Origin of the sequence: Bradyrhizobium australiense (assembly GCF_013114825.1) — a bacterium.
GTDB classification, from domain to species: Bacteria; Pseudomonadota; Alphaproteobacteria; order Rhizobiales; family Xanthobacteraceae; genus Bradyrhizobium; species Bradyrhizobium australiense.
Window position 1 is genome coordinate 299,760 of record NZ_JAAVLX010000003.1, and the last position, 26,482, is coordinate 326,241.

Genomic DNA, 26,482 nt, shown 5'->3' on the forward strand with positions numbered 1-26,482 from the left:
CCAACAAACCCTGCCGCTTCGCCGCTGCCGCTCCCCGTAATGACGTTCAGGCCGCAACTTGCCGCAGCAGGGCCGGCACGATCAGCCGGTGAAACGGCATGATGATCGCCAGATAAGTGCGACCGAGCCAGTTGTGCGTCTTGACCAGCGTCGTGACAGTAACCTGCCTGACGCTGCCCGGCGCCGTAACGTCGACCACAACGCGAAAGTCGAGATGGCGGTCGTTGAAGCCGGCAATGAGACGATTGGACGTTTCGCTCACGACGGGAAAGATCCCGATCATGTCGCGCGGAGCGTTCGGATTGGCACCCGATGTTTTCAGTCCAAGCGGAGCGACCAGGAGATTGCGCAGCGACAACAGCGCCTCGGCCCATCGCGGCTGACGCGCCATCATCCGCTCGGCGGCACGGCGCGCATCGAGTTCGTGGTCCTTGATTTCAATTTGGAAGGCGTCGGCAAATTGCGCGCCGGCCAGCAGCGTGGCGGCGTCAACGAAAGGCGTGATTTCGCGGACGTTCATTTGAGCGTGAGCTTGCTCGCCAACAAGCGGAAGCGCAGCAGCAGAAGCACGGCGTAAGCCGCGGTTCCCACCGATAGCCCGATCCACACGCCGACCGCGCCTGATAGTGTCCAGAAGCCGAGCCAGCAGGCACAGGCGAAACCGATCAGCCAGTAGCTGAGGATTGCGAACAACAGGGGCACGCGCGTGTCGTTCATGCCGCGCAGCGAGCCGGCGGCAATCGTCTGGATGGCGTCGGCGATGAAGAAGGTCGATCCGACCAGCAGCAGCGTCGCGGAGAGTTCGGCCGTCGCGTCAGTGCTCTCGCCAAGAAAAATCTCCGCAATGCCGAACCGGCTGACGATTACGGCGAGCGTCAGCATCGCGGCGAGCACGATGCCAAGCGAGGTCGCGACGTAGCCGGCACGCCGCACCGCTCCGGCGTCGCCGCGGCCGATGCCATGGCCGACCCGCACGGTGGCGGCCATGCCGATGCCGAACGGCACCATGAACAGGATGGCCGCGACCTGCAGCGCGATCTGATGCGCTGCCAGCGCGGTGGTGCTGATCAGGCCCATCAAAAGGCCGGCCGCGCCGAACAGGCCGTATTCGAGCAGGAAGGAGAGCGAGATCGGCGCACCGATGACGACGAGTTGGCGCATCAGCTTCCAGTCGACACGCCAGAAATGGCCGAGTATGTGAAATTTTCGGAACGGGCGGCGGCGTGCGGCAAACCACAGGCCAGCCAGGAATGAGCCGACATTGACGATGGAGGTCGCGAGGCCCACGCCGAACAGGCCGAGTCCCGGCAGGCCGAACGCGCCATACAGCAGCAAATAGACCAGCCCCGCATTGGCCGGGATCGCGGCCAGCGTGATCCACAGGATCGGCTCGGGGTGGTTGACCGCGCTCATGAAGCCGCGGATGGCCATAAACCACAGCGCAGGCAGAATGCTCCAGGTCAGACCCAACAGATACTGCTGGGCGAGATGGGCAGCCGTCGGCGCCTGGCCCAGCATCAACAGGATCGGTTCGCCGTAGAACGACAGCGCCATCATCGGCAACGACATCAGGAGTGCAGTCCACATGCCAACACGCAGCGACCGCCGGATCAAATGTGGATTGCGTGCGCCAAATGCCTGCGCCGCCAAGGGTGCTACGGCAGACACCAGTCCCATGCCGAAGGTGAAGCTGACAAAGAAGACGGTATGCGCCAGCGCGGCCGCAGCCATGGCCTCGCTGCCGAGCCGGCCGATCAGGGCAATGTCGGTCGTCATCATCGCGATCTGCCCGAGTTGGGTCAGCGCGATCGGCACCGCGAGTTTCAGCGTCTCGGCAAGCTCAATCGCGAGATGACGGCCAGGCACGGCCGCAGAGGCGGGCGGCGCAACGGTTGCGCGTTGAATTTTTTCGAGCGAGGTCATTGCAACAGATTAATACCGGCGAAGGTCAAAAAAGTGACGCCGGGCGTCCGCCGCCTAATGGCCGTCGCGTGCCGGCACTCGGGTAATTCTCGCGCCGAGCGCGTTGAGCCGCTCCTCGATGCGCTCGTAGCCGCGCTCGATCTGGTCGGCATTGTTGATCGTTGACGTGCCCTCGGCTGCGACCGCCGCCAGCAGCATGGCCATGCCGGCGCGGATGTCGGGGGAGGTCATCGGGGCGCCGCGCAGCCGGCTCGGGCCGGCCACGATCGCGCGATGTGGATCGCACAGTACGATCCGGGCGCCCATCGAGATCAGCTTGTCGACGAAGAACATCCGCGACTCGAACATTTTTTCGAACATCAGGATCACGCCGTCGCATTGCGTGGCGGTGACGATCGCAATCGACATCAGGTCGGCCGGGAAGGCCGGCCACGGCTGGTCCTCGAGTTTTGGCACATGCCCGCCGAAATCGTCATGGATTTTCATGGTCTGCCCTGAGGGCACCACGAGATCGTCGCCCTCGATGCCGCAGACGATGCCGAGCCGCTCAAACCCCATCCGGATCGAACGCAGATGCTCGACACCGGCCTTTGCGATGCGCAGCGGCGAGCGCGTCACGGCGGCAAGTCCGATCAGCGAGCCGACCTCGATATGGTCGGGCTGGATCGAATAGCTGGTGCCGCCAAGCGTCGCCGGGCCGTGAACGATAATGGTGTTGGTGCCGATGCCCTCGATTTTGGCGCCGAGCGCGACCAGGAAATGCGCGAGGTCCTGCACATGCGGCTCGGATGCAGCATTGCGCAAATAGGTGGTGCCGTGGGCGGCAACCGCCGCGACCAGCGCGTTTTCGGTGGCGGTGACGCTGGGCTCGTCGAGGAACACATCGGCGCCCTCCAGCCGACTGGCGCGGAATTCCAGCCGATGGGTGGCGGTGACGGCGGCGCCGAGCTGCTCGAAGGCAAGGAAATGCGTGTCGAGACGGCGGCGGCCGATAACGTCGCCGCCGGGTGGCGGCAGCGCCACCTCGCCGCAGCGCGCCAATAACGGCCCCGCCAGCAGGATCGAGGCGCGGATCCGCGCGCAGAGTTCGGGATCGAGATCGGCGGCGCGGACGTCCTTGGCATGGATCGCAAGCCGGTTGCGTGCCTGCCATTCGGCGGAAGCGCCGACCGAGCGGATCAATTCGACCAGCGTTTCGGTGTCGCGGATGCGCGGCACGTTGTCCAACGTGACCGGATGCTCGGTGAGCAGGGCGGCAGCGATGATCGGAAGCGCCGAATTCTTGTTGCCGGACGGCTCGATCGTTCCCGAAAGGCGGTGGCCGCCTTCAACGATGTACTGAATGGGCGGCACGGGCACTGTCCCCAACATCATTCCCAAGCTCCATTCCTCAAAATTCGGCAGCAAGATCAATGGCGGATCCGGGCGCTATAACAGATAAAACCGACTCAAGTAACGCAATTCATTCGGGCTAGGTCCTGCACCCAGCCCTGTCGCAGTCGAATGTCGACCGCAATCCGCATCCCCTCCGCGACGGCCAGGACCTCCACAGAATATCTACGCACCGGCGATGACAGCCGGTGCGGTATACTTCGCTATGACGCGCTTGATCGGACGCGGCGCCGCTGAGGAGAAACGAGATGGAAGTGGCCGACCTGGTCCTGCCCATGTTTGCGATCATCGTCACCGGCTGGCTGGCCGGATGGCTCGGCTACATATCGCGATCACTGGCTGACGGGCTCGTGCACTTCGCCTACAATGTCGCGATGCCGGCGCTGCTGTTCGTTACTATCGCGCAGGAACCGGCGCACAGTCTTCTGGAATGGCGTTTTCTGCTCGCATTCGGAGGCGGCTCAATCTTTTGCTTCATGCTGGTGTTCCTGGCGATTCGCGCCGGATTGGGACGTGACGTCGCCAGCAGCACGATGTACGGAATGACGTCGGCCATGACCAATACCGGCTTCGTGGCGCTGCCGATCCTTCACTCTGTCTGCGGCCAGCCTGCCGTCTTGCCAGCCGCTGTCGCAACCGTATTCGTGGCGGCGGTGATGTTTCCCCTGACAGTCGTCCTCCTGGAAAGCGAAGGAAGCGACACGCACGGACTATCAGCACGTCCGGTTGTTCTGGTGAGGCAGATCGTGCTCAATCCGATGGTGCTATCGACGATCATCGGTCTGGCGTGGGCGATCGCAGGCCTGCCGATTCCGACGCCGATCGCGGCGTACATGAATATCTTCGCGGGCGCGCTCACGCCGTGCGCGCTCTTTGCCATCGGGCTTGGCTTATCGGTCGAAGAAATGCGGTCGAACCTTGCATCGTCCGTCGTGCTCGCGGCCGTGAAGCTCGTGTTCATGCCGTTGATCGTCTACGGTCTGTGTGTGGCTTTGGGCCTCCGGCCTCTCTACACGATCGTCGCCGTCGTCTGCGCCGCGGTACCGACCGCGAAGACGGTGTATATTCTGGCACGGGAACACCATGTGGAGGAGCCGCTGGTAGCGGCCACGGTCTCGGTCACGACGATGCTGTCGGTCGTGACGTTGCTGGGATGGCTCTACGCCCTTTCACGAATTACGACGCAGGCGAGCTAACGCGGGGAGAAGCGCCGGGCATACGTGACGTCCATCGCGATCAGTATGCAGCGGCCGCGAACGAGACGGCGTGGTGGTAATCGCGCAGAATCGCGAGCTCGCACTCGCCATACATTGCGCATCCAAGTGAGCTGGCAGCCCCGCTGCTGGAAGTGGCGGGTAACCCCTTCGTAGGACAGGCGCTCGCTGCCTCACACGTCAACGTTGGCGCTGAGCGAATTATCCTGGATGAATTCGCGGCGCGGCTCGACCACGTCACCCATCAGCTTGGTGAAGATGTCGTCGGCCTCGTCGACCTCCTTGATCTTCACCTGCAGCAGCGAACGCTCGTTGGTATCGAGCGTGGTTGTCCAGAGCTGTTCCGGGTTCATCTCGCCGAGACCTTTGTAACGCTGCAGCGCCACGCCCTTGCGGCCGGCATCGGTCACCGCCTCGAACAGGCTGACCGGTCCATGAATGGTGGTCTCGGCATCCTTGCGGCGCAGCACGCCGGGCTTCGGATAGGCTTCCTGAAGTCTTACGGCATAGTCGTCGAGCTTGCGCGCGTCCGCTGAGCCGAGCAGGGCGTCGTCGATGATGGCGACATCCTTGACGCCGCGGATGGTGCGCTCGAAGAAGAAGCCGTCCCCTTCGGTAAAACGGCCGGTCCAGCCGCGCTCGACCTCATCGGCCAGCGCGTCGAGGCGCTTGGCAATGTAATCGGCGGCGGCATTGGCGGTGGCGATGTCGCTGGTGATCTTCGGGCTCAACACGCCCGCGATCGCCGCCTGTTCGACCACCTTGCGGTTATAGCGGCTGTGCAGATTGTTCAGGATGCCACGGATGACGCGCGCGTCCTCCACCAGCGACAGCAGATCGCGGCCGCCGCGTTCCCCGCCCGACCCGGGCTTGAACACGCAGTCGTCGAGGCCGGTCGCGATCAAATAATCCTCTAGCGCGCGCTCGTCCTTCAGGTATTGCTCGGATTTGCCGCGCGTTACCTTGTAGAGCGGCGGCTGCGCGATATAAAGGTGGCCGCGGTCGATCAATTCGCGCATCTGCCGGTAGAAAAAGGTCAACAGCAATGTGCGGATATGGGCGCCATCGACATCGGCGTCCGTCATCACGATGATCTTGTGATAGCGCAGCTTGTCGGCGGAGAAATCGTCGCTAATGCCGGTGCCGAGCGCGGTGATCAGCGTGCCGATCTGCTCGCTCGACAGCATCTTGTCGGTTCGCACGCGCTCGACATTGAGGATCTTGCCGCGCAGCGGCAGCACCGCCTGGAATTCGCGGTTGCGGCCCTGCTTGGCGCTGCCGCCGGCCGAGTCGCCCTCGACGATGAACAGTTCGGATTTGGCTGGATCCTTCTCCTGGCAGTCGGCGAGCTTGCCGGGCAGCGAGGAGACGCTGAGCGGGCTCTTGCGCGTCAGCTCGCGCGCCTTGCGAGCGGCTTCGCGCGCGGCGGCCGCCTGGATCACCTTGCCGACGATGACCTTGGCCTCGGCCGGGTGCTCCTCGAACCACGCCGCCAGCGCCTCGTTGATGATGTTCTCGACCACCGGGCGCACTTCCGAGGACACCAGCTTGTCCTTGGTCTGCGACGAAAACTTCGGGTCCGGCACCTTCACCGACAGTACGGCGGTGAGACCCTCGCGGCAATCGTCGCCAGTCAGCGCGATCTTCTCCTTCTTCGCGTTGGCCTCGGCATACCCATTGACTTGGCGCGTCAGCGCGCCGCGGAAGCCGGCGAGATGGGTGCCGCCGTCACGCTGCGGGATGTTGTTGGTGAAGCACAGCACGTTCTCATGGTAGCTGTCGTTCCACCACAGCGCCGCCTCGACGCCGATGCCGTTGGCTTCCGACCGCACCATGATCGGGACAGGCACGATCGCCTTTTTGTTACGGTCGAGATATTTGACGAACTCCTCGACGCCGCCGCTGTAATACATCTCCTCGCGCTTCTCGACCGCGTGACGCATGTCGGAGAGGATGATGTGAACACCGGAATTGAGGAAGGCGAGCTCGCGCAGCCTGTGTTCCAGCGTCGCGAAATCATACTCGATGTTCTTGAATGTCTCGCTCGAGGCGAGAAAGGTGACCTCGGTGCCGCGCTTGCCATTGGCCTCGCCGACCACCTTTAAAGGCGCCAACGAATCGCCATGGGCGAACTCGACGAAATGCTCCTTGTCGTCGCGCCAGACCCTAAGCTTCAGCGAGCTCGACAGCGCGTTGACGACGGAGACGCCGACGCCGTGCAGGCCGCCGGAAACCTTGTAGGAGTTCTGGTCGAACTTACCGCCGGCATGCAGCTGGGTCATGATGACCTCCGCGGCGGAAATGCCTTCGCCCTTGTGGATGCCGACGGGAATCCCGCGGCCGTCGTCGCGCACGGTAACCGAATTGTCCGCATTGAGGATCACGTCGACGCGCGTGGCATGGCCCGCGAGCGCCTCGTCGATCGCATTGTCGACGACCTCGTAGACCATGTGGTGCAGGCCGGAACCATCGTCGGTATCGCCGATATACATGCCCGGCCGCTTGCGCACGGCATCGAGGCCCTTCAGCACCCGGATCGATTCCGCGCCATATTCGACCGGAATGGGATGCTCAGTTTCGGCAGGGGTCTGCCGGGCAGGTTCTGTCATGTGAGGCCTTCGAGGATGTCCCGGATCAGCTGCGCAATATGAGGCGCTGATTGATCTATTTGTGCCATGAAAGAGGCATCGCGCCTAGCGCAATCTCTCCGCCGACAAGTCATTGAATAAATGGTGGTTTTTTACTCTTTTTCAAGGTCTCCGAGGGCTGATTCTGGAGGCCTCGAAAAGTGCGATTCGAGAGCTGATTCTGCGCCCTCGATTGCCGGATTTTTGCAGGACCTCGCAGTGGGAAATGGCAGATCGCCGCGGACCTGCTAGAGAAGGCGGCGCGGCAGCCTGTAGTCGTTGTCCGCTGTCCACAGCGATCCCGGGTTAGCCCTTCATTGTCCTCGCCTTCAGCAAAATATCGGCCTGATGTCGACGGCCTCCGGGCCATCGCCGTAATGCTGGTCCTGAATTTCCATGCATTCCCGGACGTCATGCCGGGCGGCTTCATCGGCGTTGATGTGTTCTTCGTGATCTCGGGCTTTCTGATTACCGGGATCATCGCCCGAGAACTGGAGCTCGGCCGCTTCAGCCTGATCGAATTCTACAACCGTCGGATCCGGCGCATCTTCCCGGCGCTGATCGTAGTGCTCTCTGCCACATCGATCCTGGGCTGGTTCTGGATGCTGCCAAAGTCCCTCGCGCAGCTCGGCAGCGACACATTCGCCAGCGCGGCGTTTTTGGCCAATATCGCCTTGTTGCTGCAGTCCGGCTATTTCGATGTCGAATCCGCCAAGAAGCCGCTGCTGCATCTGTGGTCGCTCGGCATCGAGGAACAGTTTTATCTGTTCTGGCCGCTGCTCCTGATGCTCGCAGCCCGGCTGCGAATGAGCATCATGGCGGTGGCCGCGGTGCTCGGCGTCGGGTCCTTGCTGCTCAATCTCGCGTTGATCGGTTCGGATCCCGTTGCGACCTTCTATTTGCCGTTTACCCGGGCGTTCGAGTTGCTCACCGGAGCGGCGCTGGCGTGCGGCTGGAACAAGGTCGGCCACCGCGTCAAAGCGAGTGAGTGGCGCGCCTGGATCGGCGTGGCGCTGATCGCCGTAGCTGCCGTGATCCTCGACAGCCATCGCGCCTTTCCGGGTTGGTGGGCGGTGTTGCCGGTCGCAGGCACCGCGCTTCTGCTGTCATCGCCCGCGGCCTGGGTAAACCGGGTTGTTCTCGCAAGCCCGCCTTTGGCGTGGATCGGGCTGATCAGCTATCCGCTCTATCTCTGGCACTGGCCGCTATTGGTGTTCGGCGGGATTATCAAGTTCGGTCCGCTGACGCTGCCGGAACGCGAATTGATATTGCTTGCGAGCGTGCTGCTGGCCTGGGCGACCTACCGGTTTGTCGAGATGCCGATCCGGTTCGGCGTCCCGAGCCGGCGCAAGATGTTCGGGCTTGGCACCAGCATGGCGATGATCGCGGTCGCCGGCATTGCCGCCATCTGGGGAGGCGGCTTCGACTTCCGGCTGCCGCCGGAAATTCGTGCGATGGCCAATGTGACGACGGAGAGTTTCAAGTGGCGGTTTCACGAATGCCTGCTCGATCTCAGTCGCGAAATGACGTTTGCCGACACGTGCATCGAGCGCGATCGGCGTCCGCTGGTTGTGATATGGGGCGATTCGACCGCCGGCGCGCTGTTGCCGGGCCTGCGCAAAGCGCAGGAGGAGCGAGGCTTCGCCATTGCGCAGCTTACCTCCAGTTCCTGCATTCCGGCGCTGAACGCCGATATTGTGGGTACGCCCAATTGCCGCGCGATGAATGACAAGGTCTTTTCGCTTATCCGGCAGATCAGGCCCGACATCGTGTTGCTGCACGGTACCTGGGAGAAACATCTCGACAACGTAGCTGAGACGGTGACCGCGCTGAAGAAGGAGACGAATGCCCGCGTCGTTGTTCTTGGCGGAGTGCCGTGGTGGCGGCGCGGGCTTCCGTCCGAGGTGCTCAGATATTTCATGCTCCATCGCACGCTGATCCCGCAGCGTTCGCCCGATGCGGCGCCACCCACCGCCTACGATGCCATCATGCGCGCCAGGCTCGAGCCGCTCGGTGCGGAGTTCATCTCGGCGGCGCACGCCCTTTGCAATGTGCAGGGGTGCCTGACACGCATTGGTGATGCGGCAGGCGATCTCACCACGAGCGATCAGGTGCACCTGACCGAAAAGGGATCGGTATTTTTGGCTGCGTCGATTATCGACCGCTTGCTCGGCAGCGAGGCGTCAGAAGGTAAGAGGCGCTGAAAAGCTTCTAGGCGCGGCGGCTCACCTGGCCAGACTCGACGTCAAATATCTCGCCGGTCGCTCCGATACCGACGAACGCTGCCGGATCTGCGCCAGTCATCCAGACCTGCGCGCCGAGCACGGCGAGTTCATCGAACAATGCCTTGCGCCTATTGGGATCGAGATGCGCCACCACTTCGTCGAGCAGCAACAGCGGCACGATGCCGGTCATCTCGGCAACCAGCGTGGCGTGCGCCAGCACCAGCCCGATCAGCAGCGCCTTCTGCTCGCCGGTGGAGGCGTCGCGGGCCGGCATGTTTTTTGGTGCGTAGATCACCTGAAGATCGGTGAGGTGGGGACCATCCAGCGTGCGGCCGGCGGCTGCGTCGCGGGCGCGGCTGGCACGCAGGATCTCGCGGTAGCGATCCTCCACGGATGTCGCGGACTCGTTGAGCAGTGCATTTTCCATCCAGCCGTCGAGCATGATCTGCGCCGATGGAAAGGCGGAAGCCGCGCCGCGTTCGCGCAGCATCGCTGCCAATCTGGTCACGGTCTGGCCGCGCGTAGCGGCGACGGCGACCGCAAGCTCGGCAGTTTCGCGCTCAATCGCGTCACACCAATGGTCGTCATAATTGCGCACTTCAAGCAGACGATTGCGCGAGCGCAACGAGCGCTCCAGCGCCGAGACGCGGCTGGAATGCTCGCTGTCGATCGCCAGCACCAAGCGATCGAAGAAGCGCCTTCGTTCCGAGGCAGCGCCAAGGAACAGCCCGTCCATCGCCGGCGTCAGCCACACCATGCGTAAGTGGTCGCCGAACGCGGTTGCCGAGCTCACCGGTTCGCGATCGATCCGGCACCGTCGGCCTGAGGAGGCATCCGCGGCCGGCGCATCGATGCCGGTGCCGAGGGTAGCAAGCCCGAGTGCGCCCTCGACCTCGGCCGATACCGCCCAGGACCCGTCGCCCTGGTTGTCTGCGACATCCTCCAGCGTCGCGCGCCGCAGGCCGCGTCCCGGCGAGAGAAACGAGATCGCTTCCAGGCAATTGGTCTTGCCCGCGCCGTTCGGCCCCACCAGCACTACCATATCGCCGCGCACCTGCACGCTCGCCGCGCGATAATTGCGAAAATGGGTCAGCGACAGGCGGTGGATGCGAGAGGGGGTCATGGCCAGGTTGTCATTGCCGGGCTTGACCCGGCAATCCATCGTCCGCGCTAGCGGACAATCTCATCATACAAATCCTTCCAATCGGGATTGCCTGCGACAATCAGGTCGATTTTCCACTCGCGAGACCAATGCTTGATGTTCTTCTCGCGTTGAAGTGCGTTCGTAATTCCGTCGTGTGCTTCGAAGTATACCAGCATCTTGATGCCGTATCGCTTGGTAAATCCGTCAGCCAAGCTTTCCCGGTGCTCGTAGACGCGCCTCAGTAGGTTGTTCGTTACGCCGACATACAGCGTTCCGCCTGGTTTGCTCGCGAGGATGACACCCAATAGGCCTTTTTTTTGATGGATTGCCGGGTCAAACCCGGCAATGACAACTGAAGATCACACCCGCATCGGCATCAGCACATAGAGAGCGCCCTTGTTGTCCTTGTCCTGCACCAGCGTTGGCGAGCCGGGGTCGGCGAGGCGCAGCACGGCGACTTCGCCTTCGATCTGGGCGGCGATGTCGAGCAGATAGCGCGAGTTGAAGCCGATATCGAGCGCGTCGGAGGCGTATTCGACTTCCAGCTCTTCGGTGGCGCTGCCGGAATCGGGATTGGTCACCGACAGCACGAGCTTGCCGGCCGACAGCGCCAGCTTCACGGCACGGCCGCGCTCGCTCGAAATGGTCGAGACGCGGTCGACCGCCGCCTCGAAATCCTTCTTGTCGACGATCAGTTCCTTGTCGTTGTTCTGCGGAATGACGCGGCCGTAATCCGGGAAGGTTCCGTCGATCAGCTTTGAGGTCAGCACGACGTTGCCGAGGGTGAAGCGGATCTTGCCCTGCGACAGTTCGATTTTGATTTCGGCTTCATTGTCCTCGATCAGCCGCAACACCTCGCCCACCGTTTTGCGCGGCACGATCACGCCGGGCATGCCGGTGGCGCCGGAGGGCAGCGCCAGATCGATCTGCGCCAGCCGATGTCCGTCGGTCGCCACCCCACGTAATGTCGCAGCCTTGGCGCTGCCGGCCGTGTGCAGGTAGATGCCGTTGAGGTAATAGCGGGTCTCTTCGGTCGAGATCGCAAACTGCGTACGGTCGATCAGGCGCTTGACGTCGGCAGCCGCGAGCGAGAACGAATGCGTCATGTCGCCGGCGGCGAGATCGGGGAAGTCGCTTTCGGGCAGGGTCTGCAGGGTAAAGCGCGAGCGGCCGGCACGGATGGCCATCACCGAGCGGTCGCCGTCGGCTTCCAGCACGATCTGCGCACCGTCGGGCAGTTTGCGGACAATGTCATAGAACATGTGTGCCGGCACCGTGGTCGAGCCGCCGGTTGCCGTCTCCGCCGCCAGCGTTTCGGTCACCTCGAGGTCGAGGTCGGTCGCCTTCAGCGACAGCCTGGCGTTTTCGGCGCGAACCAGCACGTTGCCGAGGATCGGGATGGTGTTGCGGCGCTCGACCACGCGATGGACGTGACCCAGCGATTTCAGCAGTTGCGCGCGTTCGACGGTGACCTTCATTGCAATACCCGCCAGAGATGGAAAAGCCGGGCGGCCCGTCAAGGCAGCGCCGCGGCATTGGAAACCCGAAAAGCCGGATCAGGATCGGATTTGATCAAACCCCCGGGGGGACCGCAAGGTGGCGCGGATGGGGCGCCGGTGCAAGGGAGGCGGGAGCCCGTTCCCCACTTTTGCGGCGAAAAATGCCGGCAGAAAAAAATTCTCCCGCCCTGGGATCGGGGCGGGAGAGGCTGGGGAGGAGGGAGCCAGATCCTGTTCCGGCTGGAGCATCGGTTCTGATCGAATCAGAACCGATCTCTAGATTCTTGTTTTGACGCGTTTTCTTCCCGCGAACCGGTATCCATCCACGGATCAAGTCCGAAGACATGCTTCGCTCGAAAACGCTATAGCCGCTATTCCTGCAATTGCCGCTTCAGCGACTCGACCTCTTCGGACAGCGCGATATCCCGGGCCACCAGTGCCTCGATCTTGCGCACGGCGTGCAGCACCGTGGTGTGGTCGCGTCCGCCGAACCGGCGGCCGATCTCGGGCAGCGAACGCAGCGTCAGCGTCTTCGCCAGATACATCGCCACCTGGCGAGGCCGGACCACGTTCGCCGTTCGCCGCGACGACAGCAAGTCCGAACGGCTGACATTGTATTGCCGGGCGACCACCCGCTGGATGTCCTCGATCTTGATCCGCTTCGGTTCTTGCGGACGGATCAGGTCGCGCACCTCGCGCTCGGCCATTTCCAGCGTCACCGGCTGGGCGTTGAGCTTGGAATGGGCGAGCAGCCGGTTGATGGCGCCTTCGAGGTCGCGGCCGTTATGGGTGATGGTGCGCGCCAGATAATCCAGTACTGCCTCCGGCACGTCGAAGCTTGCGTGATGCGCACGCGCAGCCGCCACGCGCGATTTCAGGATGCCGAGCCGCAGCTCCTCGCCGAGCGAGCCCATCTCGACAACGAGACCGCCGGCCAGCCGCGAACGAACGCGGTCGTCGAGGCTCTCGAGATCGGACGGCGGGCGGTCGGCGGCGATCACCACCTGACGGCCGGCATCGATCAGTGCGTTTAGCGTGTGGCAGAACTCGGCCTGGGTCGACTTGCCCTGCAGGAACTGCAAGTCGTCGATCACGAGCACGTCGATGCCGCGCAATGCTTCCTTGAACGCCAGTGCCGTCTGCGTCTTCAGCGCGGCGACGAAGCCGTACATGAATTTCTCGGCGGTAAGATAGAGCACCTTGCGCTCACTGCCCGAATTGCCCGCCCACGTCACGGCCTGCAGCAAATGAGTTTTGCCGAGACCGACGCCGGCGTGAATGTAGAGTGGGTTGAACATCACGGGATCGCCGCGGCGTCCTTCTGCAACCTGGCGCGCTGCCGCGTGGGCGAGGGTATTTGAGCGACCGATTACAAAACTTGCAAAGGTCAGGCGCGGGTCGAGTGGCGAACCGCCGAGCGCATCATGGCTGGCGGACACCGGCGCAGTGGCAGTCGCGCGCAATTCAGGCGCGGGCCTGCCATTGGTCTGCTCGATACGGCGTTGATCGGCCGGTGCGGTCTGTTCCTTGGCAGGCGCGGCGGATCGCATCGCGGTGCGCACGGTGAGATCGATCCGGTGCACTTCCGGCATCTCGGCCTGCCAACAGGTCAGGACACGATCGGCGTAATGCGCCTGGATCCAGCTCTTGAGGAAGCGGGTCGGCACCGACAGGTGGACGCTTTCGTCCTGCACGCCCTCGAGGTCCATGCGCGCAAACCAGCTCGTATAGACGTCCTCGCCCACACTCGTCCGCAACCGCCCCTTCACGCGCGACCAGCGATCCTGTTCCGTATTTGTCATTGCTTGAGAACTTTTCTGAATGAGTAATGGTGTCTTTGCGAAATCGGCTGGCGGGCACCCCTGCAGGTTTCCTGCCAGACGTGACCTCGGCGCGGCGCTTTCACGGCCACCAGACATGGACCCGGCGTTCGGCGAAATCGCCGTTGCCCAGATCAAAGGCTGGATGGAGTGAGAGAAGCTACCGCGAGGTCAGCGCGTACTCGACGCTCGATGCGGAGTTCGCGCGGGGGGACGGCTAAAAGCGTTGTTCAGGGATTCTGAAGCGGTCTCGATGGCAATGAGCGTGCCGAATGTCGCGTTGATTTCGTAAAGCATAGTACCTCCCCCTCTCGCCGCGACAATGCGCGGCGAGCAACCAGATCACCAGTGTTTCAAAGCCAGTCTGCCGCTACCGAACATCCGCTTGCTCGACCGCTGCGCCGCCGCGTACCTCAGTCTGTCGTCTTCAACACGTTCACGGGCTGCGCGTTCCCAATCGTTGCATCGTCGGCAAGCATCTTATTCCTCTTGTCCGGAGCGCGCTTGAAACATGAGCGCCACGCCGGGAAATTTAGACACAGAACAACCGTCCTCATATTGCTATGAGTTGCCAACTCAGCTTCGCTTGGAAAGCGTCGCTAACGCGCACACCGCCGCCGATTTGCACGTCCGCTCTTGGGTCTCATACCGCGCTGGTCAGGAGAGCCTTGAACGTCGCGAACGAGTAACAAATACACCAAGCGCGATTTCTGACAATCCGTGATTCGACGATGTCGCGTGACTCTTCGGCGGTGTTGCAACACTGCAAATGCGACACTCCACACCAAGTTTTTGAATCAGCGCAGAGAATCACGCGGCGCGAACGCGCGTGACAATTTTCGCCGCACTCGCAAAATTTTTTAAGAAAGTGTTACAATCTTGGTTACCGGAGCCAATTTTCAAAACGCTTGAGCTCGCTATGTGGATAAGTGATTAGCGAGACGAAGTTTTTCGGAATTGTTTTTCAGGGTAACCCGCGCGAGCGATGTGGCGGAAGAGGCAGGTATTGTCTTATCAGGTCAGCCGCCGCGATCGCGCTTCTCGCAAGTGCGCATGGCAACGCTGGTGCAATAAGTTGCACCTCGTAAAACTACGGGTGCTCGAAATATGACACGCAAGCCGGCGGTCGGCAACGAGTTGATTGAATTGTCACGGTCGATCCGGCGCGCGGCTTTCGGTGTGTGCCCGAAATCCCACAGGATGCACGTTCGTGACGAAATGAATTTCGCGCTCGCGCTCACACGCCCGGAACGGCTGAAAAAAGAAAAGCCCGGCGATGCCGGGCTTTGACGAATATCTATTTCTGTCAGTTCACTTCGCGAGCTTGGCGATCGCGTGCGTCAGGCGGGATACTTTCCGGCTCGCATTGTTCTTATGAATGATGTTGCGCTGCGCCGCCTGCATCAGTTCCGGCTCCGCGCGCTTCATCGCTTCCAGCGCCGCATTGCGGTCGCCGATCTTGATCGCTTCCTCGACGGTGCGGACCGCGCCGCGCATCTGGGTGCGGCGCGACTTGTTGACGATGGTGCGGCGGGCAATCTTGCGGGTCGCCTTTTTGGCGGAAGAGGTATTGGCCATGTTCTCAACTATCCTTCGGCTGTCATCGCTCGGGTGGTCGGCCCTTGAGCGCGCCGGCCGTTCAAATTGCGTGATCGCTGGTTGTGTTTTCCAGGGTGTTCGTAACCTAAGCCGTTCTTGAGGATGCCATGGGCGGAAGCCAAAATGCTCCCGCGAGCGGCGCTGCTCAAAGAACAGCGGCGGCGGGATTGCGCCCGCCGCCATTGGGGGTCTTATAGAGGGCGCGCCCTGCACCGTCAACGCTTTCCGACCTCCCCGAAAAGCCGGAAAGACGGCGGAAAAAGGGCGCGTAAGGTGCTGATGAGGTTGAATTTCCGGGGTCCCCCCGGTATTGGCTGACGGCCTCTTGGGGGCGACAGATATAAGGTGACGCATGATCCGCGGCTTTTTCCGACTTATCGGCCTGCTGCTTCTGGCCGGCGGATTCATCTTCATGGTCTATGATGGCGCCCGTTTTGTTGCCGACCAGACCCTGCGGTTTACCCGGTTCGGCCAATTCTGGAATGACGTCCATCAATCCAGCCAGCTTGCGTTCCGGACCTGGGCGGAGGGTACCGCGCCCTGGCTCTGGAACAGTGTCATTAAGGTCCTGCTGGATCAGCCGGTTTTCGCCGTACTGGGCGTGGTCGGCATTCTACTCATGATGCTGTTCCGGCCCCGCAAGCCACTGATCGGCTATTCGCGGGACTGATCGGCCGGCGCCCGCTCGGAGGCCGCGTAACAGGGCTGCGGCAACAGGCGTAAGGACATATATAGAGGCCCAACCGGCCGACGCCGACGTCGCGTCCGCCGATCTTCCGCCTGGAGGTACTCCATGTTGTTCATGCGCAAGACCACCGCATTGCCGAGCGCAGCCGAAGCGCTGCCGGGCCGAGCCGCGCCGATCCCGACCGCCACCACGCATTTCGTCAATGGCCGCAAGCTTCAGCCGCCCTATCCTGCGGGCCTCGAACAGGCGGTATTCGGGTTGGGCTGCTTCTGGGGCGCAGAGCGCAAGTTCTGGGAGCTTGGTGACGGCGTCTATGCGACCGCCGTCGGTTATGCCGGCGGACACACGCCCAATCCGACCTATGAAGAGGTCTGCTCGGGCCGCACCGGTCACACCGAAGTGGTGCTGGTCGTGTTCGATCCGAAGCAGATCTCCTACGAGCAGCTCCTGAAGACGTTCTGGGAAAATCACAACCCGACGCAGGGCATGCGCCAGGGCAACGATGTTGGCACCCAGTATCGCTCGGCGATCTATACTTTCGGCGACGCGCAACGCCAAGCCGCCGACGCTTCGAAGGCAGTGTACCAGAAGGCGCTGGCGGCAAAGGGTCTCGGCGCGATCACCACCGAGATCGCGCCATCGGGCGAATTCTACTTCGCCGAGGACTATCATCAGCAATATCTCGCCAAGAACCCGGCGGGCTATTGCGGATTGGGCGGCACCGGCGTGTCCTGCCCGATCGGCGTCGGCGTGAGTGCTTGATGCTTGCTCGTTCCTAAACCTCGCCCCGCTTGCGGGTAGAGGTCGACGCGCTCTTGCGCGTCGGGTGAAGGGTACAGGTATTTCGGCGATCTCATCTGCGGAGAGAGCCCTCACCCCAACCCTCTCCCCGTGATGAACGGGGCGAGGGAGCTTCGCGTCCTGTCGTCCCACTCCATCCAAAAAACGCTTTATTAACCATAGCCGGTGCAAGACTAGAGCTGTCTCGCTTTGAGGGATGGGCTCCGGTGCGGGTTGTGCGCGCGTTTCGAATACCGATTACTGCGATCATCACCGCGCTCGCGCTGTCGGGCTGCATGCGCACGACCGGACCGGTTGCGGTCGCGCCGCAAGGCGATCTCGACCAGATGGCCTATGGCCAGCCCAACATTCCGCCGCCGCAGGCGGTCGCGGCCGAGCCCGGCGGCGGCGCCATCGGCGCACTTCGCTCCGCCTTTGCTTCGGCGCCGCGCGCAGCATCAGCACCGGCAGTCGTTGCCGCGCCTGTCGCCTATGTCGACCCCGCGCCCGTGCGATACGACCCGGCCTATCATCTCGATGCCGGCGACAAGCTGCGCGTCGTTGTCTACGGTCAGGAAGGTCTTACCAATACCTATGCGGTTAGCGCCGGCGGCTCGATCACGATGCCGCTGATCGGTTCGGTGCCGGCACGTGGCCGCACCACGGCGGGACTGGCGGCGGAGATTTCAGCGAAACTACGCGCCGGCTTTATTAGAGAACCATCGGTCGCGGTAGAGATCGAAACGTACCGGCCGTTCTTCATCCTCGGCGAGGTCGCCGCACCCGGGCAATATCCTTATGTACCCAACATGACGGTCGAAAGCGCGGTGGCGATCGCCGGCGGTTTTTCGCCGCGCGCCCGCCGCGATAGCGTCACGGTCACGCACACCGATGCCGCGGGAACTGCGCGCTTCATCGTTCCGCCCGGCAGCCCGATCAGTCCTGGCGATACCGTGCTGGTCAGCGAGCGCTGGTTCTAAGGCGCAAAGCCTTTTCATCGAATTGCTATCTCGAACGAACTCCTTTCCTGAGCATCTGTGTCAGGCAAATGCCTCGCAGTTGACCAAGAAAATTCACCGTCCGTATCGCGTCAGCGCGGACACAGCGTTCTGCATCATGTTGCGGGACAACTGATCTAACTTGCAGTGGCAGACGTGCGGCTTCGCACGTGGCTGGAGTTCTGTTCAGCAGTGTCGGTTCGGTTCGGTGCGATGAATTGGCGCTATGCGCTGAATGCGCTCGAAACCATGTTCCATCTTGCGCTGCAGCGATGTAGAAAGCCGTCGTTCAATCGAGGCGCGCCGGTTTGTCGGTAGAGTGCCTGCAATCCGGAGGTGTGACCATGAACTATCATTTGCCGGTCCGCGTGGTGCGCGCGGCGACTGCTTTAGCGTTGCTCGCTTCCATCGCCGTGACCGCTTTGTGCGCCTCTTCGCATCAGGCATCGGCCGATTCCTATCCGAGCCGGCGCATCACCTTCGTGGTGCCCTATCCCGCGGGCGGTGCCACTGACGTGCTGGCCCGGTTGCTTGCCAATAAGCTGCAGGAGTCGTGGAAGCAGACCGTCGTCGTGGAGAACAAGTCGGGCGGCGGCGGCGTGGTCGGCAACGATTACGTGGCCAAGGCGCAGCCCGACGGCTACACCGTGCTGGTCGGGATTACGCAAATCATTCAGGCGCCGAGCCTCGTTGCGAAGCTGCCCTATGATGTCTTCAAGGATCTCGCGCCGGTCACCCAGATCGCGCTGTCGACAATCGTTCTGGTGGTGCCCGAGCAGCAGCCGATCAAGTCCGTCAAGGAGCTGATCGATTATGCCAGGGCAAATCCCGGCAAGCCCTATGGCACCTTCGGCAATGCGACGACGTCGCATCTTTACGGCGAACTGCTCAAGAAGACTGCCAATATCGACATGACCCATGTCCCTTATCGTGGCTCGGCGCCTCTCACCAATGACTTGCTTGGCAACACGGTGACCTCGGCTTTCGTCGATCTGACCACGGCCAGCGCGCAGATCAAGGCGGGCAAGCTCAGGGCACTGGCGGTCGGCGGCGAAAAGCGCCGGGCCCAGATGCCCGATGTGCCGACGCTCGGCGAACTCGGCTATCCCGGTTTTGAAATCGAAGGCTGGCTCGGCGTCTTCGTGCCCGCCGCAACGCCCAAGGAAATCGTGACGAAGCTTTCCGACGAACTCGCCCGCATCATCGCCTCGCCCGAGGGCGTCGCCGGGATCGAGGGACTCAGCCTCATACCGGTGGGAGGATCGGCGGAAGCGTTCGACAAAGCCCTGCGCCGCGACTACGCGCGGTGGGCCGATGTCGTGAAGGCAACCGGCGTCAAGGGCGAGTGAGATAAGGGCGCTCTCTCTCCGTCATTCCGGGGCGATGCGACAGCATCGAACTATGGTGCGCTATTGCGCACCTGAGAATCTCGAAATTCCGGGTTCGCGCGAAGACGCGCGTCCCGGAATGGCGACAAGGATCATATCTTCAAATGCTTCGCGAGAAACGCCAGACTCCGCGGCCAGGCGATGTCGGCGCTGGCCTTGTCGTAGCTGGCGCGTTCGTCACAGTGAAAGCCGTGCTGCGCGCCGGGATAGATATGGATTTCGACATCCGGCCGCTTGGCCTTGATGGTCTCGACATCAGTCAGCGGAATGCCCGCGTCCTTTTCGCCGAAATGCAATTGCGTCGGCACTTGCGGCTTGTCGTCTGCAAAGCGGACGACAGCGCCGCCGTAATAGCCGACCGCGGCCGACAGGCCTGACAGTTTGGTCGCGGCGGCATAGGCAATGCTGCCGCCGAGGCAGAAGCCGATGATGCCGACCGAGCCGACATCCTTGACGGCGTCAATCGCGGCTTGCGTATCGCTCAGCATCGCGGCCCAATCCGGATTGGCGATGAATTTTCGTGCCGTCGCAATCTCGTCGGGCGAATAGCCGCATTGAAAATTAGGCTGGGTGCGATCGAAGATCGACGGTGCAATCGCGACGTAGCCCTCGGCCGCGAGACGGTCGCACACCGAGCGGATGTGGTGGTTGACGCCAAAAATCTCCTGGATCACCACGATCGCCGCCTTAGGCGAGCCGGCGGGATCGGCGCGGTAGCCGCCGAGTTTGAATGCGTCCGAAGCCGTCAGTTTGATATCCTGTCCCACGGGTCATCCATTTGCGTTTGAGTTGCACGAAGTCGGTTGGTTCGGCCGTCGGTCGGCTACTGCCACATCCAGTTGTGACCCCAGTCGCCCTTCCAGCCCGCCAGCCTGCCCTTGCGGAATTGCAGATAGAGCCGGTCTTTCTTGTAGAACAATCCGCTGCCGCCGACGTTGCGGAACGCCAGGAAGATTTCATCGCCCGGACGGCCCCTGACGTAATTGAGCGGGACACCGAGCGCGCGCGCCGCATCGTCCGCGTCCATGCCGAATGCCAGCGGGACGTTGTTCGACAGCGTTTCGGTGAAGGGCGGCGGGTAGGGGCCGCCGACCGGCGGCAGCTGTTGTGCAGCAGCTTGCGTGAAGCTGCCTGCGATCAGGGCGAGGACAACAGCGGCTGTTTTCATGACGCGGCTTTCGCTGTCGCCTTGGCATCGAGGCTGTCGAGGAACGGCAGCACGGCGTCGATGAAGGCCTGCGGCTGGTCGATGTTGACGGCGTGGCCGGCGGCTGGAATCACCACCTTCTGCGCGCCGGGAATCTTGGCCGCCATGTAGTCGGAGGCGGCGAGGAACGGGGTGTCGTCGGCGCCGACCACGATCAGCGACGGCACCTTGATATCGGGCAGGGATTCGATCACGCGGGCATCGCGCTGGGTCAGCATGCCGCGCGCGGCGCGTGCCAGGCCCGACGCACCGCGATGAGTGGCGCTGGAGCGTTCCCGGCTGGCTGATTTCAGAACTTCCAGACCTTCGCGCTCGAAGCGGTCGCCGGTGTCATGCGCGCGCTTGTTCCAGACCTCGCGGGCCTCGTCCTTCTTGAAGCCGGGGCCGGTGTCGATGATCAGCAATGCGCGGACGCGACTTGGATGGGCGCGGTAGAACGCCAGCGACATATAGCCGCCGAGCGAGAGGCCGCCGACGATTGCCTTCTCGGCGCCGATGGCATCGAGCAGCGCCGCCATGTCGGCGACCGTCAAGTCTTCACTATAGGCTGCGGGATCGTCGGGATAGTCCGACTGGCCGTGGCCGCGCATATCCCACAGCACGAGCTTGTGATGCTTCGACAGGGCGTCGATCTGGCCTTGCCACATCCCACTGGTCGATGAATAGCCGTGGGTCAGCAACAGCGGTGGGCCGGACCCGTGAACCTCGTAATAGATGCGGACCCCATCGCGGTTGATTGTCGGCATTGCGGCTCCTTGGGAGTTCCGATGCAACTGTCGGCCTTATCCTAGCGCGATCTGATCGCGATTGGGAAATGCGGAAAGCGAGGGTCGCATCAGCACATGGATACGGCCATGACCAGATTGCTGTCGGCAGCCCGCATCGCTCCCGCGCGGCCAATGAGCAAAAGAGCGGCGAGAATCGGCTGGCGTCTCGGCCGCTTTTTCCAAGGAAATCGGATCGCCTTAGCCGCGCGCCCGCAAATGGCGCATCGGATAAATCTCGTAACGTCCGCCGCCACTTTTCACCATGGGATCTTCCGAGGTCATGGCGTTGATATCCTGATCGTCCTCGATCTCGTAGACGGACATCCCCCAGCCGCCGGCGGGATCATCCACCGGTCCGTGGACGACGACCATTCGCTTCTCAAGAAGATCATTCAGGAACATGCCATGCTGCTTCATCAGGCTGCTCTCTTCAGGGGTCATCGTCTTGAGGAAATCAGGGCGGGGCGGAAGGAACTTGCATAGATAGTATTTCATCCTTGTATCCCTTCATGTTGGACAGAACCGTCGGCCAGGCCGGCGAGAGTAGTTGCCGCACGAATGCCCGCAGCAAGCATTGCGTCGGACAACGCCGGGTCATCGACGGCACGCGAAAGCTGAAGCGTTCCGATGAAGACGGCCAAGATCGCGATCGCTGTGTCCTGCGATTCGGGGATGGCGTTGTCTTGGGGCAACCGTCGCGCCAACTGCCTGATGAGAGTGCGTAATCGGGCGGTATAAGCCTTGCGCACGGAGTGGGGCTGGCGGGCAATTTCGGGCAGTAGCGCCGCGGAGGCGCATCCCGTGCCGGGCCGGTCACGATGGTGCTGAGACAAATAAGAACGGATCAGGTGAGCTAATGCCACCGGCTCGGGGTCGGGATCGGCCAGGCTTTGCAGTTGGTCGGCGAGCGCTCGCTCGATGCCTTCCCTCACCAGATCGTTCTTCGAGCGAAAATGCGAGTAGAAACCGCCGTTCGTCAGTCCTGCTTCGGTCATAATCCCGGTCATCCCGGTGGCAGCAATGCCGTCCCGCCTGAATCTTTTCGCTGCGGCCTTCACTATTCGCTCGTGCGAGGTTTCTTTGTGCCCCTTGGCGTAGCGCATGACGGATCCTCTGGCCGAAAGTCTATTGAATTATGATCATAATATGATATTCATATCATAATTTAAGCGACTGTTCAATGCGTCCATGGAGATCCTCATGCTGCAAGACGGTAAAGTGGCGATTGTAACCGGGGCTTCCACGGGCATTGGGCTGGCTTCGGCAAAGGCCCTGCGGGAAGCTGGATTCCGCGTGTTCGGCACCAGCCGACGGATGGCCGCAGGTGGCCCCGACGGCATCACGATGGTCGCCTGCGATGTGACCGATGACAGTTCGGTGAAGCTTATCGTTGACAAGGTGCTCGACACGACGGGCAGGATCGACGTTCTGGTCAATAACGCCGGGACGGGCCTGATGGGCGGAGCTGAGGAATCCTCAATTGCTCAAGCCCAGGCGCTGTTCGACGTAAACCTCTTCGGCGTCATGCGCATGAGCAATGCGGTCCTGCCGCACATGCGAGCCCGGAAAAGTGGAAGGATCATCAACATAAGCTCGGTGCTGGGCCTGATACCGGCGCCGTTCTCGGCGCTCTACGCCTCAACGAAGCATGCGCTCGAGGGCTATTCGGAATCTCTCGATCACGAGGTGCGAAGCTTCGGCATCCGAGTTTGCTTGCTGGAGCCGGCGTATACCAGCACTTCCTTCGAACAGAACATGGTGCTTCCCGATCGGGCATTGGATGCATACGTCGCGGCACGCGCGCGAGCCGTCGCAGTTCTGCAGGAAATAATGAAGACGGCGGACAAGCCCGAGATTGTTGCCAAGAGAGTAGTCGAAGCCGCGACCACCGCATCGCCTCGTCACCGATATACGTGCGGTAAAATGGCCGGCCAGGTGAGCGTCCTGCGCCGTTTCGTTCCTGAACGCATGTTCGACAAGAGCCTCCGCAAGCAATTGGGGCTGCCGGCATAGCCGTTTCACCCGCCATCTCCGGACCCAACGGCGCGGCCCACGCAACGACGTGGGTAATCGCAAGCTGGGCACTGGCCAGCCCCCTCGCGTTGACAAATTCGCGACAAACCGTTCCGCAGCGCAGCAAGGGAAATCTTTGAATTATTATTCTCTTCGAGCAATTCCAAATTGAATTGCCTACAAACTCGATCGGGACCATTCTCGCGCCAACCGGCATCGACCCGGTGGGTGCCGGTAATCCCAAAAAGTGAACCGCCGCCGTAAGCGGCTTCATCGACCGGAAGGGGAGAGCGATGCCAAATCTCAATATCAACGGACGGAATATGTCCGTCGAGGCGTCCAACGATACGCCGCTGCTCTGGGTCATCCGCGAGCAATTGCAGATGACCGGTACGAAATTCGGTTGCGGCGCAGGTCTCTGCGGCGCCTGCACGGTTCACGTCAACGGCGAAGCCGTTCGCTCCTGCCAGACTATGGTCAGCGAGGCCGTCGGCAAGAAGATCACCACCATCGAAGGTCTTTCCGCCAAGGGCGATCATCCCCTGCAGAAAGCCTGGATCGCCGAGCAGGTGCCGCAATGCGGCTACTGCCAGTCCGGTCAGATCATGCAGGCGGCAGCGCTACTGTCCAAGAATTCCAATCCGACCAAGGATGAAGTGGTCGCGCATATGGACGGCAATCTGTGCCGTTGCATGACCTATTCGCGCATTCAGAAGGCGATTATGCGTGCAGCATCCGAAATGCGTACCGCCTCCAACGCCAGCACCGAGCGGAGGGCCACATGAATACGCACGTGAAAATCGCCGTCAGCGCCCCCACCGATCTCAGCCGCCGCTCGTTCCTGGTCGGCTCGGCCGCCACCGGCCTGGTGCTCGGCTATGCCGCAGTCCCCGGCGTCGATCAGGCGCTCGCCGCGCCCTCCAACTTCGAACCTTCGGTGTGGTATTCGATCGCGCCCGACGGCATTGTCACCGTCACCTGCGGCAAGGCCGACATGGGCCAGCACATCGCTTCCACAATGGCGCAGATCGTCTCGGAAGAACTCGGCTCGAACTGGAAGGACATGCGGGTCCAGCTCGCTTCGAACGATCCGAAGTTCAACGATCCCGTGTTGGGGGCGCAGATTACCGGCGGAAGCTGGAGCACAATGATGAACTTCGAGGCGATGAGCCGTGCGGGCGCCGCAGGCCGGATCGCATTGACGGAAGCCGCTAGCGCGGCGATGGGCGTGCCGGCCGGCGAGCTGGTGGTGCGCAACTCCACCGTCTCGCATCCGAAGTCGAAGAAGTCGATGAGCTTCGCCGACATCGTCAAGAGCGGCAAGATCACCAAGACCTTCACGCCGGACGAACTCAAGGCCATCAAGCTCAAGACGCCCGACCAGTACACCATGATCGGCGTCTCGGTGCCGCAGCTCGATATCCCTCCGAAGATCAACGGCACGGCGAAATACGGCATCGACGTGATGCTGCCGGGCATGGTCTACGGCAAGGTCGTCACGCCGCCGGTGCGCTATGGCGCCACGGTGAAATCGGTCGACGATAGCGCGGCAAAGAAGGTGCCGGGCTTCATCAAGGCGGTGACGCTGGACGACAAGACTGGCAGCACGACCGGCTGGGTGGTGGCGGTGGCCAACACCTATGCCAATGCCCGCAAGGCGGCCGACGCGCTGAAGATCACCTACGACAACGGCCCGAACGCCACGCTATCGAGCCAATCGTTGATTGACGAGGCGAAGCGGCTGCAGGCGCTCGACGATGCCGGGCAGTTCTTCGTCAAGGACGGCGATACGGTGGCGGCTTTCGAGACCGCGGCCAAGGTGGTGGAGGCGGAATACACCACCAGCATCAACATCCACGCGCCGCTGGAGCCGATGAACGCGACCGCCGAGTTCAAGGGCGACATCCTGCATATCTATTCCGGCAACCAGTTTGCGACACGCTCCGGCGCAATCGCAGCCGGAGCTGCCGGGATCGATCCAAAATTCGTAGTGATGCACCAGATGTGGCTCGGCGGCGGCTTCGGCCGGCGGCTCGACGCCGACATGATGGTGCCGGCAGTGCAGGCGGCCAAGGCCGTCGGCAAGCCGGTCAAGGTCATCTACTCGCGCGAAAACGACATGACGATGGACTACTCGCGTCCGCTGACCTTCCAGAAGGTCAAGGCGGGTCTCGATGGCGACGGCAAGCTGATCGCGCTCAATCACGACGTGGTCAGCGCGTGGCCGACTCAGCGCTGGGGAATCCCCGATTTCCTGTCGCCTTCGGTCGACAAGAAGGGGCCGCTCGATGCCTTCACGGTGAACGGCGCGGATTTCTTCTATTCCGTGCCCAATCACAATGTCCGCGCGATCAAGAACGAGATGGCGCACAACGCCACCCCGTCGGGTCAGTTACGCTCGGTGGCGCCGGGCTGGACCTTCTGGGCGGTTGAAAGCATGATCGACGAACTCGCTCATGCGGCAGGCCAGGATCCCGCGCAGTACCGCATCGCGTTGCTCGACGGCAAAGGCAAGAACGATGGCGGTGCGCAACGCCTGCGCAATACCCTGCTGGCGGCGATGGGCATGGCCGGCTATGGCACCACCAAGCTGCCGAAAGGCGAGGGCATGGGCGTCGCCTGCGTCTCGTCGCAGGAGCGGGCCACCGCAAGCTGGACTGCCTGCGTGGCCCAGGTTGCCGTGTCGCCGTCCGGCGAGGTCAAGGTCAAGAAATTGACTGTTGCCACCGACGTCGGCATGCAGGTGCATCCCGACAACATCCGTGCCCAGGTCGAGGGCGCGGCGCTGTGGGGCCTTTCGCTCGCCATGTATGAAAAGGCCACGCTGAAGGATGGCGGTATCGAGCAGACCAACTTCGATACCTACACGCCGTTGCGGATGAGCCAGACGCCGGAAGTGGCCGTCAACGTCATTGCCAACGGCGATAAGCCGACCGGCGTCGGCGAGCCGGCGGTGACGGTGATCGCGCCTGCAATCGGTAATGCCATCTTCAACGCCTGCGGCGCGCGCATCCGCTCCTTGCCGATCACGGCAGAAGCGGTGAAGGCTAGCATGAAGGCGTAGGACGCGCGTCATCGATCGGAGCATGATCCGCCGGGGCAAAGCCTCCGGCGGATTTTTTGCCTCTTTCTCGTCATGGCCCGCGCATGCGGGGCATCCAGTACGCCGTGGCCGTGCCGTCTCCACAGCCGTCACGG

General features: G+C 62.3%; 22 protein-coding genes and 1 pseudogene. 9 read left to right on the forward strand and 14 right to left on the reverse strand.

Annotation, left to right across the window (positions count from 1 at the left end):
* Positions 1 to 46: 46 nt before the first annotated feature.
* Genes HCN58_RS08545 through murA form a run of 3 tightly spaced genes read right to left on the reverse strand, consistent with a single transcriptional unit; the run spans position 47 to position 3,276 of the window.
* The gene (locus tag HCN58_RS08545; RefSeq protein WP_171578922.1) at positions 47 to 520 is read right to left on the reverse strand and encodes a DUF2867 domain-containing protein; all 474 of its coding nucleotides are present in this window, start codon (positions 518 to 520) and stop codon (positions 47 to 49) included.
* Positions 517 to 1,923 carry an MATE family efflux transporter gene (locus HCN58_RS08550; protein WP_171578923.1) on the reverse strand — a complete coding sequence of 469 codons (1,407 nt, stop codon included), beginning with the start codon at positions 1,921 to 1,923 and terminating at the stop codon, positions 517 to 519. Before HCN58_RS08550 ends, HCN58_RS08545 begins: the two co-directional genes overlap by 4 nt.
* Before the next feature lie 54 nt (positions 1,924 to 1,977).
* Positions 1,978 to 3,276 (reverse strand): UDP-N-acetylglucosamine 1-carboxyvinyltransferase, encoded by a 1,299-nt coding sequence (gene murA / locus HCN58_RS08555; protein WP_171579520.1) that lies wholly within the window; start codon positions 3,274 to 3,276, stop codon positions 1,978 to 1,980.
* A 287-nt stretch (positions 3,277 to 3,563) separates the two neighbouring features.
* Between murA and HCN58_RS08560 the strand changes: the two genes are divergently transcribed.
* Positions 3,564 to 4,511, forward strand: coding sequence for an AEC family transporter (locus tag HCN58_RS08560; RefSeq protein WP_171578924.1), 948 nt, complete (start codon positions 3,564 to 3,566; stop codon positions 4,509 to 4,511).
* A 191-nt stretch (positions 4,512 to 4,702) separates the two neighbouring features.
* Here HCN58_RS08560 and gyrB read toward each other — a convergent pair whose 3' ends face one another.
* Positions 4,703 to 7,138 (reverse strand): DNA topoisomerase (ATP-hydrolyzing) subunit B, encoded by a 2,436-nt coding sequence (gene gyrB / locus HCN58_RS08565; protein WP_171578925.1) that lies wholly within the window; start codon positions 7,136 to 7,138, stop codon positions 4,703 to 4,705.
* A gap of 335 nt (positions 7,139 to 7,473) precedes the next feature.
* Here gyrB and HCN58_RS08570 point away from each other — a divergent pair, with 335 nt between their 5' ends.
* Positions 7,474 to 9,360 carry an acyltransferase family protein gene (locus HCN58_RS08570; protein ID WP_171578926.1) on the forward strand — a complete coding sequence of 629 codons (1,887 nt, stop codon included), beginning with the start codon at positions 7,474 to 7,476 and terminating at the stop codon, positions 9,358 to 9,360.
* 7 nt (positions 9,361 to 9,367) lie between these two features.
* On the opposite strand, the gene recF is transcribed toward HCN58_RS08570, so the two are convergent.
* The 5 genes and pseudogenes from recF to rpsT form a co-directional block, all read right to left on the reverse strand.
* A complete protein-coding gene (gene recF, locus HCN58_RS08575; RefSeq protein ID WP_171578927.1) occupies positions 9,368 to 10,504 on the reverse strand; it encodes a DNA replication/repair protein RecF in 1,137 nt (378 codons plus the stop codon).
* Between the two features lie 47 nt (positions 10,505 to 10,551).
* Positions 10,552 to 10,847, reverse strand: a pseudogene (locus HCN58_RS08580) (GIY-YIG nuclease family protein).
* A gap of 37 nt (positions 10,848 to 10,884) precedes the next feature.
* Entirely contained in the window at positions 10,885 to 12,003 is a 1,119-nt protein-coding gene (gene dnaN / locus HCN58_RS08585) for a DNA polymerase III subunit beta (protein ID WP_171578928.1), read from the reverse strand.
* 392 nt (positions 12,004 to 12,395) lie between these two features.
* Positions 12,396 to 13,826: a chromosomal replication initiator protein DnaA gene (gene dnaA, locus HCN58_RS08590; protein ID WP_171578929.1), complete on the reverse strand. Its 1,431-nt coding sequence runs from the start codon at positions 13,824 to 13,826 to the stop codon at positions 12,396 to 12,398.
* A 1,329-nt stretch (positions 13,827 to 15,155) separates the two neighbouring features.
* Positions 15,156 to 15,422: a 30S ribosomal protein S20 gene (gene rpsT, locus HCN58_RS08595; RefSeq protein WP_171578930.1), complete on the reverse strand. Its 267-nt coding sequence runs from the start codon at positions 15,420 to 15,422 to the stop codon at positions 15,156 to 15,158.
* A 373-nt stretch (positions 15,423 to 15,795) separates the two neighbouring features.
* Between rpsT and HCN58_RS08600 the strand changes: the two genes are divergently transcribed.
* From HCN58_RS08600 to HCN58_RS08615, 4 genes are all read left to right on the forward strand, one after another.
* The gene (locus HCN58_RS08600; protein WP_171578931.1) at positions 15,796 to 16,113 is read left to right on the forward strand and encodes a hypothetical protein; all 318 of its coding nucleotides are present in this window, start codon (positions 15,796 to 15,798) and stop codon (positions 16,111 to 16,113) included.
* 123 nt (positions 16,114 to 16,236) lie between these two features.
* On the forward strand, positions 16,237 to 16,893 hold the full coding sequence (gene msrA, locus HCN58_RS08605) for a peptide-methionine (S)-S-oxide reductase MsrA (RefSeq protein WP_171578932.1): 657 nt from the start codon (positions 16,237 to 16,239) through the stop codon (positions 16,891 to 16,893).
* 254 nt (positions 16,894 to 17,147) lie between these two features.
* On the forward strand, positions 17,148 to 17,891 hold the full coding sequence (locus HCN58_RS08610) for a polysaccharide biosynthesis/export family protein (RefSeq protein ID WP_311966801.1): 744 nt from the start codon (positions 17,148 to 17,150) through the stop codon (positions 17,889 to 17,891).
* 362 nt (positions 17,892 to 18,253) lie between these two features.
* On the forward strand, positions 18,254 to 19,258 hold the full coding sequence (locus HCN58_RS08615) for a Bug family tripartite tricarboxylate transporter substrate binding protein (RefSeq protein WP_171578933.1): 1,005 nt from the start codon (positions 18,254 to 18,256) through the stop codon (positions 19,256 to 19,258).
* Positions 19,259 to 19,389: 131 nt separating this feature from the next.
* On the opposite strand, the gene HCN58_RS08620 is transcribed toward HCN58_RS08615, so the two are convergent.
* The 5 genes from HCN58_RS08620 to HCN58_RS08640 all read right to left on the reverse strand — a co-directional run bounded on the left by HCN58_RS08620 (position 19,390) and on the right by HCN58_RS08640 (position 22,374).
* Entirely contained in the window at positions 19,390 to 20,064 is a 675-nt protein-coding gene (locus HCN58_RS08620) for a dienelactone hydrolase family protein (protein WP_171578934.1), read from the reverse strand.
* A gap of 56 nt (positions 20,065 to 20,120) precedes the next feature.
* Positions 20,121 to 20,465, reverse strand: a complete 345-nt coding sequence (locus HCN58_RS08625; RefSeq protein ID WP_171578935.1) for a hypothetical protein — start codon at positions 20,463 to 20,465, stop codon at positions 20,121 to 20,123.
* Positions 20,462 to 21,250 (reverse strand): alpha/beta fold hydrolase, encoded by a 789-nt coding sequence (locus HCN58_RS08630; protein ID WP_171578936.1) that lies wholly within the window; start codon positions 21,248 to 21,250, stop codon positions 20,462 to 20,464. Before HCN58_RS08630 ends, HCN58_RS08625 begins: the two co-directional genes overlap by 4 nt.
* A 219-nt stretch (positions 21,251 to 21,469) precedes the next feature.
* Positions 21,470 to 21,766 (reverse strand): YciI family protein, encoded by a 297-nt coding sequence (locus tag HCN58_RS08635; protein ID WP_171578937.1) that lies wholly within the window; start codon positions 21,764 to 21,766, stop codon positions 21,470 to 21,472.
* The gene (locus tag HCN58_RS08640) at positions 21,763 to 22,374 is read right to left on the reverse strand and encodes a TetR/AcrR family transcriptional regulator (protein ID WP_171578938.1); all 612 of its coding nucleotides are present in this window, start codon (positions 22,372 to 22,374) and stop codon (positions 21,763 to 21,765) included. The genes HCN58_RS08635 and HCN58_RS08640 overlap by 4 nt, the downstream gene beginning before the upstream one ends.
* Positions 22,375 to 22,471: 97 nt before the next feature.
* On the opposite strand from HCN58_RS08640, the gene HCN58_RS08645 reads away from it, so the two are divergent.
* From HCN58_RS08645 to HCN58_RS08655, 3 genes are all read left to right on the forward strand, one after another.
* A complete protein-coding gene (locus HCN58_RS08645; protein ID WP_235983492.1) occupies positions 22,472 to 23,284 on the forward strand; it encodes an oxidoreductase in 813 nt (270 codons plus the stop codon).
* A 293-nt stretch (positions 23,285 to 23,577) separates the two neighbouring features.
* Entirely contained in the window at positions 23,578 to 24,069 is a 492-nt protein-coding gene (locus HCN58_RS08650) for a (2Fe-2S)-binding protein (RefSeq protein WP_171578940.1), read from the forward strand.
* On the forward strand, positions 24,066 to 26,348 hold the full coding sequence (locus HCN58_RS08655) for a xanthine dehydrogenase family protein molybdopterin-binding subunit (protein WP_171578941.1): 2,283 nt from the start codon (positions 24,066 to 24,068) through the stop codon (positions 26,346 to 26,348). The genes HCN58_RS08650 and HCN58_RS08655 overlap by 4 nt, the downstream gene beginning before the upstream one ends.
* Positions 26,349 to 26,482 lie beyond the last annotated feature (134 nt).